The organism is Serratia sp. BNK-12, assembly GCF_047456085.1.
Classification (GTDB): Bacteria; Pseudomonadota; Gammaproteobacteria; order Enterobacterales; family Enterobacteriaceae; genus Serratia; species Serratia liquefaciens.
This window is the reverse complement of sequence record NZ_CP179896.1, coordinates 3,736,719-3,749,763: the sequence shown is the minus strand read 5'-3', so window position 1 is coordinate 3,749,763 and position 13,045 is coordinate 3,736,719. Positions and strand designations below refer to the sequence as shown.

General features: G+C 56.3%; 16 protein-coding genes. 3 read left to right on the top strand and 13 right to left on the bottom strand.

The window, feature by feature from the left end:
- Positions 1 to 23 precede the first annotated feature (23 nt).
- The 7 genes from ACMGG1_RS17445 to lsrK all read right to left on the bottom strand — a co-directional run bounded on the left by ACMGG1_RS17445 (position 24) and on the right by lsrK (position 6,083).
- Complete coding sequence (locus tag ACMGG1_RS17445) at positions 24 to 320, bottom strand: hypothetical protein (RefSeq protein WP_020825792.1); 297 nt, start codon at positions 318 to 320, stop codon at positions 24 to 26.
- A complete protein-coding gene (locus ACMGG1_RS17440; protein ID WP_020825793.1) occupies positions 317 to 952 on the bottom strand; it encodes an AAA family ATPase in 636 nt (211 codons plus the stop codon). Before ACMGG1_RS17440 ends, ACMGG1_RS17445 begins: the two co-directional genes overlap by 4 nt.
- Positions 953 to 1,229: 277 nt before the next feature.
- Positions 1,230 to 1,571: an HNH nuclease YajD gene (yajD, locus tag ACMGG1_RS17435; RefSeq protein ID WP_020825794.1), complete on the bottom strand. Its 342-nt coding sequence runs from the start codon at positions 1,569 to 1,571 to the stop codon at positions 1,230 to 1,232.
- A gap of 58 nt (positions 1,572 to 1,629) precedes the next feature.
- Positions 1,630 to 2,091 (bottom strand): GNAT family N-acetyltransferase, encoded by a 462-nt coding sequence (locus tag ACMGG1_RS17430; protein WP_414160898.1) that lies wholly within the window; start codon positions 2,089 to 2,091, stop codon positions 1,630 to 1,632.
- A 52-nt stretch (positions 2,092 to 2,143) separates the two neighbouring features.
- Entirely contained in the window at positions 2,144 to 3,037 is an 894-nt protein-coding gene (locus tag ACMGG1_RS17425) for a LysR family transcriptional regulator (RefSeq protein ID WP_020825796.1), read from the bottom strand.
- 60 nt (positions 3,038 to 3,097) lie between these two features.
- A complete protein-coding gene (locus ACMGG1_RS17420) occupies positions 3,098 to 4,282 on the bottom strand; it encodes an MFS transporter (RefSeq protein ID WP_020825797.1) in 1,185 nt (394 codons plus the stop codon).
- A gap of 235 nt (positions 4,283 to 4,517) precedes the next feature.
- Positions 4,518 to 6,083, bottom strand: coding sequence for an autoinducer-2 kinase (gene lsrK / locus ACMGG1_RS17415; protein WP_371078379.1), 1,566 nt, complete (start codon positions 6,081 to 6,083; stop codon positions 4,518 to 4,520).
- A gap of 186 nt (positions 6,084 to 6,269) precedes the next feature.
- Between lsrK and lsrG the strand changes: the two genes are divergently transcribed.
- On the top strand, positions 6,270 to 6,563 hold the full coding sequence (gene lsrG / locus ACMGG1_RS17410) for a (4S)-4-hydroxy-5-phosphonooxypentane-2,3-dione isomerase (protein ID WP_020825799.1): 294 nt from the start codon (positions 6,270 to 6,272) through the stop codon (positions 6,561 to 6,563).
- Between the two features lie 85 nt (positions 6,564 to 6,648).
- On the top strand, positions 6,649 to 7,242 hold the full coding sequence (locus ACMGG1_RS17405) for a LysE family translocator (protein ID WP_115059515.1): 594 nt from the start codon (positions 6,649 to 6,651) through the stop codon (positions 7,240 to 7,242).
- Here the strand turns inward: ACMGG1_RS17405 and ACMGG1_RS17400 are convergent.
- Positions 7,239 to 8,051, bottom strand: a complete 813-nt coding sequence (locus tag ACMGG1_RS17400) for an AraC family transcriptional regulator (RefSeq protein WP_046374195.1) — start codon at positions 8,049 to 8,051, stop codon at positions 7,239 to 7,241. The two genes, ACMGG1_RS17405 and ACMGG1_RS17400, sit on opposite strands and share 4 nt — an antisense overlap.
- A gap of 70 nt (positions 8,052 to 8,121) precedes the next feature.
- On the opposite strand from ACMGG1_RS17400, the gene ACMGG1_RS17395 reads away from it, so the two are divergent.
- Positions 8,122 to 8,340: a hypothetical protein gene (locus ACMGG1_RS17395; protein WP_041414319.1), complete on the top strand. Its 219-nt coding sequence runs from the start codon at positions 8,122 to 8,124 to the stop codon at positions 8,338 to 8,340.
- 29 nt (positions 8,341 to 8,369) lie between these two features.
- On the opposite strand, the gene ACMGG1_RS17390 is transcribed toward ACMGG1_RS17395, so the two are convergent.
- The 5 genes from ACMGG1_RS17390 to ACMGG1_RS17370 all read right to left on the bottom strand — a co-directional run bounded on the left by ACMGG1_RS17390 (position 8,370) and on the right by ACMGG1_RS17370 (position 12,666).
- Positions 8,370 to 9,218, bottom strand: a complete 849-nt coding sequence (locus ACMGG1_RS17390) for a PA4780 family RIO1-like protein kinase (protein ID WP_020825803.1) — start codon at positions 9,216 to 9,218, stop codon at positions 8,370 to 8,372.
- Between the two features lie 123 nt (positions 9,219 to 9,341).
- Positions 9,342 to 10,832: an alpha-amylase gene (gene amyA / locus ACMGG1_RS17385; RefSeq protein ID WP_259216630.1), complete on the bottom strand. Its 1,491-nt coding sequence runs from the start codon at positions 10,830 to 10,832 to the stop codon at positions 9,342 to 9,344.
- 131 nt (positions 10,833 to 10,963) lie between these two features.
- On the bottom strand, positions 10,964 to 11,623 hold the full coding sequence (locus tag ACMGG1_RS17380; RefSeq protein WP_259216631.1) for a DUF799 domain-containing protein: 660 nt from the start codon (positions 11,621 to 11,623) through the stop codon (positions 10,964 to 10,966).
- On the bottom strand, positions 11,620 to 11,976 hold the full coding sequence (locus ACMGG1_RS17375; RefSeq protein ID WP_041414320.1) for a DUF4810 domain-containing protein: 357 nt from the start codon (positions 11,974 to 11,976) through the stop codon (positions 11,620 to 11,622). The genes ACMGG1_RS17380 and ACMGG1_RS17375 overlap by 4 nt, the downstream gene beginning before the upstream one ends.
- An 18-nt stretch (positions 11,977 to 11,994) precedes the next feature.
- The gene (locus ACMGG1_RS17370) at positions 11,995 to 12,666 is read right to left on the bottom strand and encodes a CsgG/HfaB family protein (protein ID WP_020825807.1); all 672 of its coding nucleotides are present in this window, start codon (positions 12,664 to 12,666) and stop codon (positions 11,995 to 11,997) included.
- Positions 12,667 to 13,045 lie beyond the last annotated feature (379 nt).

Genomic DNA, 13,045 nt, shown 5'->3' with positions numbered 1-13,045 from the left:
TAAGTTGGCAGGTTAAGAGGCTATTACAGCTTTTTCAGTAGTTGCATCAGATGTTCTTCGCTCTTCTCCGCCAGGCCGTCAATCGCCAGCTTGATGATATCGGAGCGGGTAATGCGCACCACGCCGTTACGCGCCGCCTGCACAATGATTTCATCGATGGCGTCGACGTGATTATCGGTCAGGCTGACTGAAATGGCTTTGTAAGTGCGTTTGCGACCCTGCGGCTTGGCTTCGGGGGCGGGAACCAGCAAAGTGTGCGACGTGGCGCTATTGATAAATTCGTCTTCCGACATGCGGTGGGTTGGGGTGCGTTTTTTCACAGGATCACCTCCTTCACCAGGCTTTCGATTTCCGCCTGCGCTTTTTCGTTATGCGCCTCATGCACGGTAATCGCCTCGCCCCAAGCGTCGCGGTAAATCTTGCGGTCGCACAGGCGGTTACTGACCAGCGTCAGTTCCGGGTATTCGCTTAATACCTGCGCCGCTTCGTTGGCTTCATTAATGAAGATGTTGGTCGGGCACATGTTCAGCACGATGTAGCCTTTCACCTTCTCGTTATATTCTTGCGCCGTGGCGAACATTTCAGACAGATACCCGACGGTATCCAGATCCATCTGCGACGGGCGCAGCGGAGAAAGGAACAGATCGGCGGCCAACAGGCCCGAGCGCAGTTCGGCGCTGTCGCGGCCGGCGGTGTCGACAATCACATAGTCGTAATGGCGATCCAGCTCCAGCAGCGTCTCTTTGATTTTACCCGAGGCGGCAACCACCGGAATATGCGGCAGACCTTCAACATTTTGGCGATCGTTATACCAGGTCATGATTGATTTCTGATCGTCGGCATCGACGATGATGGCCGTTTTTCCCTGCTTGAGGATCAGATATCCGGCGATATTGACCGCCTTGGTCGATTTCCCTACGCCACCCTTTTGCGAGCCAATCAAAACAATCATGCTGCCATCTCTCAAGTTATTAAGCTGGTAACTTATTAAGTTAATATGCTTATTAGGTTGATAACTAAACAGGTTAACTACAACAGAGCCTGAACAATATGCACCAATGTCGGCGGCTTGCCAAGCCAGTATGCGGTTAACTTTACAGCCTATTTTGCTGGTAACGTAGTCAGCGGGTAAGTAGGAATGTTCTGGGAAGGGGGGACAAGCGGAAGGATTTTTTTAATTTAGCAGCTTAATAAGTTATTAAGCTGCTAATGATGAGGCTGCCAGAACGCTACTTTTTCAACATCGACTTCAGGTTGGCGAACGGGTTATGGGTCGCGAGACCGACGTCTTTTTGCGCATCTTCACCGGCAACAACCGTTGAGCCATACTGATCGGCTTCGGTGTATTTTGAATGCTCATGGTCGTGACAATACAGGCACAGCATTTCCCAGTTGCTGCCGTCTTCCGGGTTGTTGCTGTGGTCGTGATCGATATGGTGAACCGTCAGTTCGCGCAGGTTGGAGTACACAAACTCACGCGAGCAGCGTCCGCAGACCCAGGGAAAGATTTTCAGCGCTTTTTCGCGGTAGCCAGTCTCCAGCCTCGCGTAGTTTTTTGGGATATATGCCATGGTGTATGCCCGTCGGGTGATAATAATAATACGTAAAATAATACCACAAAGCGCCGGCTTACAGCGTGCGGCACATCACCGTGACGGTTTCGCCACAAACTTCACGTTGCTCAACAGGTTGCCAGCCCAGTTTCTGATAAAGCGGTTGTTGGTCGGGCGTGTAGAGATACAGCGCGGTGATCTGTTCCCGTCGGCAGTGGGCAATGCACTGGGCGATCAGTTCGCTAGCCACGCCCTGGCCGCGGTGTTGTGGATGGGTAAAGACTTCCCCCAGCCAGAACTTGCGCTCTGGCTTATCTGCCAGTTCGTAAACGATCATGCTGGCGGTTCCGAGGATCTGTTGTTGCGGCGACAGAGCCAACAGCGCCAGCCCGGGGTGCTGTGGTTCACAGCGCTGTTCCAGGCGCTGGCTGATTTTCTCTCGGCAGCTCCACGGGGGGAAGTCCTGCCACTCCTGATGCAGTAAAGCGGCCAGTTCACCAATGCGCTGGCGATGCGCAGAAAGTCGTTCGATACGCATGATTCGGTTCATTTTTTGCCCAAGGGCAGACAACTATAGCGACGATTTTCGCCTATTTGAAGGTCTCGATCGCCCAATCGATAAATACCCGCATTTTGGCGCTTAGATGGCGGTTGGAAGGGTACACCACATACATCTGCTCAGCCGGTGGTTGCCAGTCGTGCAGCAGGCTGACCAACTCACCGCTGTCCAGATGCGGTTGTGCCATAAAACGGAAGGTTTGGATGATACCCAATCCGGCCAGCGCCGCCGCCAGCAGCGCATTGCTTTCGTTGACGCTGACGTGATAGCGGTGCTGGATATCGATTTCTTTGCCCCGATCGACAAAGTGCAGCGGCAGGATGCGATCGTTCAACGCATGACGATAGTGTGCCAGCGGATACCCCAGTTCCAGATCGCAGGGATGCTGCGGCGTACCGTAATGAGCCAGATAGGCCGGGGTTGCGCAGGTTACCCATTCAAGCTCGAACAACCGGCGGGCAATCAGGCTGGAGTCGGCCAGCGGACCGCTGCGGATCACGCAGTCAGCGCTGTCGTTGATCAGGTCGATGAGTCGATCCCCCACGCCCAGATCAATCTGTATTTGCGGATAGCGGGCAATAAAGTCCGGCAGCGCCGGCAACAGCAGCTGGCGAGCGGTGGCACCGCCAACGTCGATGCGCAGCACGCCCTGCGGCGCACTCTGCGACTCGGTCATGCTGCCTTCCATTTGCTCCAGCTCTGCCAGCCATTTAACCGTTCGTTGGTAGTAGCATTCGCCTTCGGGCGTTACCGACACGCTGCGGGTGGTGCGCTTGAACAGCTTGGTTTGCAGGTGATCTTCCAGGCTCTGGATCAGCTTGGTGACGGTGGCTTTGGGCATCCGCAACGAGTCCGCGGCACGGGTGAAGCCGCCGGTTTCCACCACGCGGTTAAACACCCGGATAGCGAGTAAATGATGATCCATAGCGCTCTCAGTGCAAACCCCGGCGGCAAGCCGGGGAGTGTTTCTGCCAGTAAATAATGATTATGACTGTTTAGCGCTAATCATGCCGGAGCGCAAGGTCAGGCCGAATACCAGCGCGGCGGACAGGGTCAGTGCGCCACCGAACAACATGGCGCTGCTGACGCCCTGCCAGTCAACCACTTCTCCACCCAGCAGCGCGCCGGAGGCCAGGGCAATCTGGATCACGCAGACCAACAGTGCCTGGCCGGCCTCCGGGGCCTGCGGTACCGCAGCGAACATCCAGTTGGTAGCGCACACCGGCACGGCGCCGAACGCCAACCCCCATACCATCACCATCAGCGTAGCCCCGGCGATGCCGCTGAGGAACGGCGACACAATCAGGATGGCGGCCAACATGGCGGCAATCAGGATAAAGGTGGCGCGCAGGCTGCGTTCGGCCAGCCTCTCGCCCAAAAAGGTTCCGAGCAGGCCAATGGCACCATAGGCTAACAATTGCAGCGAAATCGCCGACGGGCTGAGGACGAATACCTGCTGCAGCAGCGGTTTCAGGTAGGTGTAGGCGGCAAAATGGCCGATAAACAGCAGCACGATGGCAATAAGCCCGGTACGCGCCATCGGCAGACGCAGCGGCAACAGCAGATCGCGTGGCGTAACCGGCCGGGTGGGGGGTACCGATGTCAGCAGGCGCAGCTGTGCCAATAACACCCCGACCGCCAGCACCGCGCTGCCAAAGAAAGCGGCGCGCCAGCCGAACAGGTCTCCAATCAACGCACCGGCAGGGACGCCGCAAACGGCACCGACCGAAATGCCGCTCAGGATAAGCGCAGTGGCCCGGCCCTGGCTGGCTTCCGGCACCAGATGGCGGCCGTAGTTGGCGGCAAAGGCCCAAAAACCGCCGACGCAAATGCCCAGCAGCACGCGGCCCAGCAACATCATGGGGAAGTTTACCGCCAGTGCGGAGACCAGGTTGGAAACCGTCAATAGCACGCTCAATGCCAGCATCAGCAGACGACGATCGAGCCGACCGGCCGCCAGACTGAGGGCAGGGGCGGCGATTGCCGCGACGATACCGGGCACGGTCACCATCAGTCCGGCTTTGCCGGTGCTGACGTCCAGCGATGGGGCGATATTGGTCAGCAGGCCAATCGGTAGAAATTCGGTGGTAACCATCACAAAGCAGGCGACGGTCAGCGAGAAGATCGCCAGCCAGGGTGATGGTGCAGGTTTCTCATTATTATTCAGCATAGTACCGCTCGTCCCAGGTGGATGCGTAAACCGCGCGGTAGGCGCGGAGTGACAGAGATCACAATTTACGCAGGCCTCTGCGGCGGATAAATCCGTTTGCGGTGGTTACACTGTTTCTGAGGGGGAATAATCGCGCGCGGCCAGTCTGGCATGGGCTATCGGCCATCAGGCTGGCTAAATGTTTAATTGGTATAAGCTTATGCGATGGGTGCAGCAGGCTGCACCCGGTCGTGTATTACAAGCCCGGCGCTTTCCACATCGAGGTGGTCAGGCCGTGATCGACCAGGGTGAGCTGATCGGCATACACCTGACGCCAGGTTTCTTTTTGCTGTCGGTACAGCTCATGGTTGGCCATATCCGGCTGATATTCTCGCTCCCAACGCACCAGCTTTTCCCCGGTTTGCGCCAACGATTCATACAGTCCCGCCCCCACCCCAGCGGCAATTGCGCAACCCAGCGCGGTGGCTTCTTTCACCACCGGTACACGCACCGTCAGGCCGGTAACGTCGCTAAGGATTTGGCTCCACAGCTTGCCCTTCGAGCCGCCGCCGGCGAACACCAGCGAACGGGCCTGCACGCCGGAGAAGCTGGCGATTTGTTCCAGATTGCAGGCCGACACAATGGCGGCATTTTCTTCCAGCGCACGGAACAGGGTCTGCTTATTGCAGCGTTCCGGGTCGAGCGACAGGTTAATAAACGACGGCGCGGCGTGGTACCAGGTCTTGAAATGCATGGCGTCGGAAAATATCGGCATCACGCCGTAGGCCCCAGGCGGCACGCGCGCCGCCATCTCTTCCAGCAGGCTGTAGGCATCGACCCCCAGCCGTTCCGCCAGCAGTTTCTCTTCGGCACAGAAAGCGTCGCGGAACCAGCGCATGGTCAACCCGGTGAAGAAACTTATCGACTCCGCTTGTGCCATGCCGGGGATCACGTGTGGGTTGATGCGAATGTTCATCTCCGGATCGGTGGCCGGTTCCGGCAGATTGACGATCTGTTGCCAGAAGGTGCCGCCCAGCACGGCTGTCTGCCCGGCATGCACCACCCCCAGCCCCAGGCTGCCCAGTTGCACATCGCCGCCGCCCATCACGACCGGTGTGCCGCGCAGTAAGCCGCTTTGCTGTGCCGCCTGTTCGGTGATGTGTCCCAGCACACAGCCGGTCTCTTTCACCGGCGACAGCATATCGGCACGCAGTCCTGCCATATCGAGCAGCGCCGGACGCCAGTCGCGGTTGACCAAGTCGAGCATGCCGGTGGTACCGGCGTTGGAGGGATCCACCGCCAGTTCACCGCTGAGCATATTTGCCAGCCAGTCGCTGATCATGGTCAGCGTTGCCGCCTGACGGTAAATGTCCGGCCGGTGATGCGCCAGCCACAGCAGGCGCGGCATGGCGCTCAACGCCAGCGTTTGGCCTGAATACTGGTAAACCTCGCGCTCAAAATTATGGTTATGCAGCTCTTTCAGTTCGCTGACTTCCTGGCTGGCACGGGCATCAACGTTGGCGCAGGCCCAGATCGGCACGCCGTCGCGATCGTAGAGTACGATGCCTTCACGCATGGAGCAGCAGGCCACGGAACGGATGGCCTGGCCAGAGAGACCGGCGTTTTGCAGCGCCTGGCGGATACATTGGCAGGTCAGTTGCCAGTTGTGGCTGAGGTCAAACTCCATGGAACCGGGCACGCCCGGCACGGCCAAATGCCGCCATTCCGCCTGGCCCTGAGCGATCTGGTTACCCGCCAGATCGAAGATTACCGCGCGAACGCTGCCGGTGCCTGCATCCAGCGCCATCAAATAGTTATCCATAGCTCACACTCTCTGGGGAGGAACCTTAACTATAGATGCCGTACTGTTCGCCCCGGTGGGGGAAGCGACAGGCCTGGCGGGATTTGTGAGCCAGGCAGCAAAATTACCCTTGCGGAGGGGCAATCTGTGGGATTAAACCTATGGTTGGAAAGAACATTGACCTTCGAGGTTTAACAAGGAGTCGCCATGCACGTCACACTGGTAGAAATTAACGTTAAACAGGACAAAATCGACGAGTTTATTGAGGTCTTCCGCGCCAATCATCTGGGGGCGATAGAAGAGCCGGGCAACCTGCGTTTTGACGTATTGCAAGATGAATCCATCCCGACGCGGTTTTATATTTATGAAGCCTATCGGGACGAGCAGGCGGTCGCCGCTCATAAAAAGACTCCGCACTATCTGCAATGCGTGGAGAAACTGGAAGCGCTGATGACCGGCCCACGCAAGAAAACCAGCTTTATCGGCCTGATGCCGGGTTAGCGCCGGCGTAGGGTAATTCTGTTCAATACAGTGACAAGCCAAGCCGTCAGTCTGGCATCTGTGAACTCTTTCTCAGGTGCCTTTAATGAATATCTATCTTTCCATGGCCGCGTTTGCGCTGGCCTCTTCCATCACCCCCGGTCCGGTCAATATCGTTGCCCTGAGCACGGGGGCGCAATTCGGTTTCAACGCCACTCTGCGCCATGTTTCGGGTGCCACGCTGGGGTTTACTCTGCTGTTGATCCTGCTAGGTCTGGGGCTGAACACGCTGTTGGTGCTGTGGCCGGTGCTGACGCAGGTTATTCAGTGGGCGGGCATCGCGTTTTTGTTGTTTATGGCGTATCAACTGGCGTTTGATGACGGCCGCTTGGGGCAGGGTAGTCAACCGCAAACCCCTTCTTTCTGGTATGGCGCGCTGTTGCAGTGGCTGAACCCCAAGGCCTGGCTGGCATCGGTGGCCAGTCTGGGAGCGTTTGTTGCCGATGGCGATCGCCTGCTGCTGTGGCAGTTCGCGGTAATTTACTTTGTGATCTGTTATGCCTCGGTGGCCTGCTGGGCTTACACCGGCGCGATGTTGACCGGCCTGCTGCAGCAGGCACGCAACGTACGGCGTTTTAATCGCTTGATGGCGCTGCTTTTGGCAGCCAGCGCCTGCTATCTGTTGGCCGACGGCATTTAGCGTGGGTTTTGGTACTGGCCGGGGGTGGCGGCCAGCAACAGTTTGAAGGTGCGCTGAAAGTGCGCCTGATCGGCAAAGCCGCTTTCGCTGGCCGCTGCGGCGATCGGATAACCGCGTTTCAGCAACCGGTGACCGAATTGAATGCGTTGGTTAACCAGATAAGCATGCGGCGTCATGCCGTAACGCTGTTTAAAGGCGCGTATCAGGTAAGAGGGCGAAAGCGCTGCCGCCTGGCAGATGGCTTCCAGCGTGAGCGGTTGGGTGCAATGCGCGTTGATAAAGGCTGCCGCCGCCGCCAATCTTGGGTGCTCGTAGGGGGTAACTGGCGTATTCCCCAAAGAGGTCTGCAAATCGCTGAAGTATTCCACCAGAGCGATCTGTTTTTCCAAATGGCAGCGCAGTGGGTCGATCAGTAGCTCATACAGCCGGTTCAGGCCACCAAACAGTTCGGGGTCACGGCTAAGCACCTGAGTGAAGGGGATAAAACGGCCGTCGCCGCCGACGATTTCTTGCTGCAATTTACCCAGCCAGGCGGCATCAATATAAAACATGATGTATGACCAGCGCTGGTCGCCGATGGGGTTACAGGCGTGGGCCTGCTGCGGATTGATGATCACCACATCGCCGGTGCTCACCTGCAACGCTTGGCTGCCGTTAATATAAATACTGGTGCCGTCGGTGATGGCGCCGATGGAAAAGATTTCATGGCTGTGCAGGGCGTAACAAACCTTGCGGCCATCTTCAATGGCGCGGGCTTCCACGAAGGGGAGCTGCGGATCACGCCAGAACTGCGGCGCATTAGCGGTCATTGTCTTTCCTTTTCGATGCGGCGGGGCTAGCTTGTGTTATAGCCTAAAACGCGCCGGGGAGGGAATGCGGGTGATGATTTTTAATGTGTTCGGCCGCCTGCTGGGGGTCAAACGGGCAGGGGGGCAGTGGCAGCTGTTTCGCGTGACGTTGCCGGAGCGCAAGTATGCGCGCAGTTACGACATCGTGTTGCCGGATGAATTGACCGAAAGCGAGATAGCCGGCTATCTGGGGGACATTTACCACGAGGCTGCGACGGAACGCCATCCTGACGTCGTCAGGATCGAGTAAACCCCGGCCCGATAAAAAGGGCCGGAGGATTAATCTTCTTCGTTGCGGGCCATCAGTTGGCGTTGGTGCTCTTCACTGGCCGCCTGGATCTCTTCCAGGACGGAACCGACATCGGCGCGTTTGTTGCTCTCGACAAACTTGCCGGTCAGCACGCTCGCCGGGGTCAGATTACCTTCCTGGTACAGCGCCCAAATCTCTTTGGCATATTTGCTGCCGAGCAGTTCCGGCGCGTACTGACCGTAAAACTGCGACATGTTGTTGATATCACGTTCGAACATGCTTTTGGCGTGGTTGTTGGCGGCGGCATCCACCACCTGCGGCAGATCGATAATCACCGGCCCGTTTTTGTCCATCAGCACGTTGAATTCCGACAGGTCGCCATGCACCAGCCCGGCACACAGCATGCGTACCGCATAGTTCATCATCAATGCGTGATCGGCCCGTGCCTGTTCCGGCGTCAGGGTAACATCGCTCAAGCGCGGCGCTACCAGGCCTTCTTCGTCGGTGATCAGTTCCATCAGCAGTACGCCATCCAGACAGATATCCGGCTGCGGCACGCGAACGCCCGCTTTGGCGAGCAGGTTCAGCGCATCGACCTCGGTGTTCTGCCAGGCTTCTTCCTGCTGCTGGCGGCCGAATTTAGAGCCTTTGCTCATGGCGCGCGCATCACGGCTGTTGCGCACTTTGCGCCCTTCCTGATAGTTCACGGCCTGCTTGAAGTTACGTTTTTCTGCTTCTTTGTAGACTTTGGCGCAGCGGATCTCTTCGCCGCAGCGCACGATAAAGACGTCGGCTTCTTTGCCACTTTTCAAACGGCGGATGACGTCGTCAATTAAACCATCATCTACCAATGGCTGGAGTCGTTTTGGAATTTTCATGCAGCCTTGTACCCTATTTAGGCTCCGGTGTGAATGGTTTGCTAAGGTGTTACCCCAATTTAGACCTGAAAGGCAAAAAATAGTTTGCCGCCGTTGCGACCGAACGCCGCAACGGCGCACCCGCTACAGGGTTTCCGCCAACACCCAAACGCTGACGCTGCCGCCGTTAACCGGGAAAGTTGCCTGCCCCAGTTCGTCGGTGATGACCTCATCCTGACGGTTGCCGAGCAGATCACGCCAGCTTTTATGTGCCAGAGCATCGCCCAGCGAAACCGCTTTGCCGCTTTCAGCTCCGTTGGTGAGCACCACCACGCAGCCAGGGGCATCGGCGGTGCCGCTGCGGGTGAAAGCGACGCAGTTTTTATCATCAAAATAATCGGTTTGCACGCCGTTGGCAAAGCGTTGACGCGCCTGGATCAACTTTTCCAATTCCGGGATCACCGGCATATCAATTTGGTATTCCTGGCCGTCACTGCCTTTATCCTTATAGCTGGCACCGTACAGATCGGGATAGAACACGCAGGGTACGCCTTGTTCGCGCAGCAGGATCAGAGCATAGGCCAGCGGTTTGAACCAGGGTTCGACCGGAGCTTCCAGCGATTGCAGCGGCTGGGTGTCGTGGTTGGCGACCAGCGTGACCGAATGGGCCGGATCGGCGGCGGTCAGGGTGTCGGTGAAAATCTGCGCCATATCGAACCCGTCCCCCTGCTTGGATGCCTGATGAAACTTCAGGTGCAAGGCTACGTCGAACAGCATCACTTTGCCCTCGACCAGGTCAATATACTGTTGTAACGCTGCCAGATCGTGCGACCAATATTCGGCGACGATAAACAGATCGCGCTGCGCGCTGTCACGCACATGATCAGCCCACTCTTTAAAGAACCAGGCCGGGATGTGTTTGGCGGCGTCCAGCCGGAAACCGTCGCAGGGCAGAGTCTCCATCAGCCAGCGAGCCCAGTATTTCAGTTCCTCCGTCACGGCGGGGTTGCGAAACTCAACGTCGGCGCCCATCAGGTAATCGTAGTTGCCTTTCTCGTCGCCGACCTGATCGTTCCAGCCGTCGTCGCCGTAATCATTGGCGATTTTGAAAACGCCTTTTTCATCGGGCTGTTCTACGTAATCCACTCCGCCGAAGCATTTGTAGTCCCAAATGAATTTGGAATAGGTACCTTGCCGCCCTGGAAAGGTGAAGCGGGTATAGGCCAGGGCGTCAAAACCCTGATCGTTGATGTCATTGCGGTTGTTGGCATCCGCTTTGTATACGTGCACCTGCTCTTTTTCGTCGGCCCCGAGCTTATGGTTAAACACCACGTCGTAAATGACCCTTACGCCGTTGTCCCGCAGCCGGTTGGCGGCGTGGGTCAACGCCTCTTTATCGCCGTACTTGGTGGCGCGACTGCCTTTTTGATCGAACTCCCCGAGGTCGAACAGATCATAGCTGTCGTAACCTACCGAATAGCCGCCGGAAGCGCCTTTATAGGCAGGGGGAAGCCACAGGTCGGTGATGCCGATCCCGGCAATTTGCTCTGCGCGTTCGGCGGCTTCCTGCCATAACTTACCGCCATCGGGGTAATACCAATGGAAAAACTGCAGCAACGTGGTTTTTTTCGTCATGAGCAAGCCGTCCTGTTTGCCAAAAGGAGGTGCAAGATGAGCGGTAGCTCACCCCATCACTGTTACAGCATGGGCTACTTTTGGCAAAAGGGAAACCAGGTTTGGGCGGCCGGATCTGCCGCCCTTGGAGGTTAGCGTTGGCTGGCGTAATGCGGCGAGCGCGGGCCATACAAAATGGCGCCGTTCTGGCCGTTTGCTGACAACAAGCGGGTATTGGCGATAGCACCAACATCGAACCCCTTGTCACTGATGGTATCGGCAATTTGCGCGATGGCGGCGCTGATTACCATACCCAGCAGACCGCCGCTGGAGTTGTTGTTATTTTCGTTGCTGGAGGCGGTAGCGCTGCCGGCCCAAAGTTGCTTGCCGTTACGCAAATCGACCAACCTGGCTTTCACGGTAACGCGCGTTTCGCTGTTAATAACGATATAGCTGGTGCCGTATTGTGTGACATCCAGGTACAACACAGCGTCGGCACCGAAGATCTTATGCAGCTTTTGGATACTGACCGCACGGATATCGTTGGCGTTGGTCAGGCCGTTTTGCTGAAAAGTCTCTTCGACCACGGCGACCGGCAGCACATAGTAACCGGCTTCCGCCAACGGCAGCGTGGTGCTTGCAAGGACGCTATGGCTGGCTTTGACATCCGGCGACTGATTGACAGGAGGGAGCACCAGGATGGATTTCGGCTTGCTCTCGTGGAAGGCTGCATAATCGTAAGCTGCTTGTTTGGCGCAGCCGCTCAACAGCAGGGTAACGGCGACGCTGAAGAAACCTAATGCACGTTTCATTTAAAGCTCCCCTTATCCTTAGCCATCAGGAAATTCATAAACGGCGCTGATTCCGGGAACAGCGTTTTCTCTGTATTGAACTCGGTCATGGCCTGGCCGGTATTGCCGGTTTTGCTGTACAGCAACCCCAGTTGCGCATGCAGGCCCGGCGGCACGGCTTTATTCTTGGCGCGAGATTTTTCGGCAATTTCTTTTAGCGTCAAAATCTGTTGTTCAGGGCTTTGGCCATCCTGTTGGTAATATTGGTAAATCGAAGTTTGATAGCCATCCCAGTTGTAGAGCGTTTTTGGCGCGGCGCAGCCGGCCAGCAGGGTCGCTGCGAACAGCGCCCCACCCATTTTTTTAGTTATCATATTGCTGCTTCTATTCCGTTAGTTAGCAGGGCGCCATGCGCCACTTTCGATACCGGCAACCAGGTTATTGACCGCTTCGCGTACGGCCAGATCCAACACTTTGCCGTTGAGGGTGGAATCGTAGCTGGCGGTGCCGCCGAAGCCGATGATTTCACGGTTGGATAGTTGGTACTCGCCGGCACCCTGGGTGGAGTAAACCACTTCTGAGGTCTGTACGTTGACCACATTCAAATTGACCTTGGCATAGGCCACCTGCGTTTTACCGCGTCCCAGAATGCCCCACAGCTGGTGATCGCCCACTTCTTTACGGCCGAATTCGGTCACGTCACCGGTGATCACGTAGTTGGCGCCTTTCAGCGTCTGGGTTTGGCCTTTAATGCCGGCTTCAGTTTTCAACTCATCCATATTGGCGCGATCAAGCACGTTGAAGCGGCCGGTTTGCTGCAGATGGGTGATCAGGATGGTTTTTGACTGGTTGCCCAGACGATCGACGCCATCGGAGAAGATGCCGTTCATATAGCTGGAGCGGTTATCGAACTTGCCGACGGAGATAGGGCTGCGCTGCCCCTGGTAGCTGGTGTTGTAGGACGCCACTTTAGGCACTTCCAGAGAGCGCGAGGATTCAGTAGCACAGCCTGCCAGCAGGCTGACGGAAAGGGCGACTGAGCAGACAACGAGTGATTTTTTCATCGGAATACAATCTCTCCATGATTATAAAAGCGCGCAAGACAGACCGTTTTGCGCCAGGAATTTAAACGGCAGGGGAAATAACAGGTGCTATTTAAACGGGGCAATCCTGCCATGGATATGTAACAAAATACAACTGAATATCGACATAATTGGCGCTATTGGGGATTAAATAACTCATTCAAATACAATGGATTGTGTAAGGATATCATTCGTATTTTATCTGGTTTGCTGAATTATCCGGTTTTTGATGGGTTTATTATTTGTAAAATATATATTTTGTGGCTTTTTATTTTGTAAATTTAATTCAGTAAAGAATGTAATTCTGTGTGAGGCGACAGATTGCTGCAGGTGTCTCGTCAGGTTGAGATTTCACGCCGTT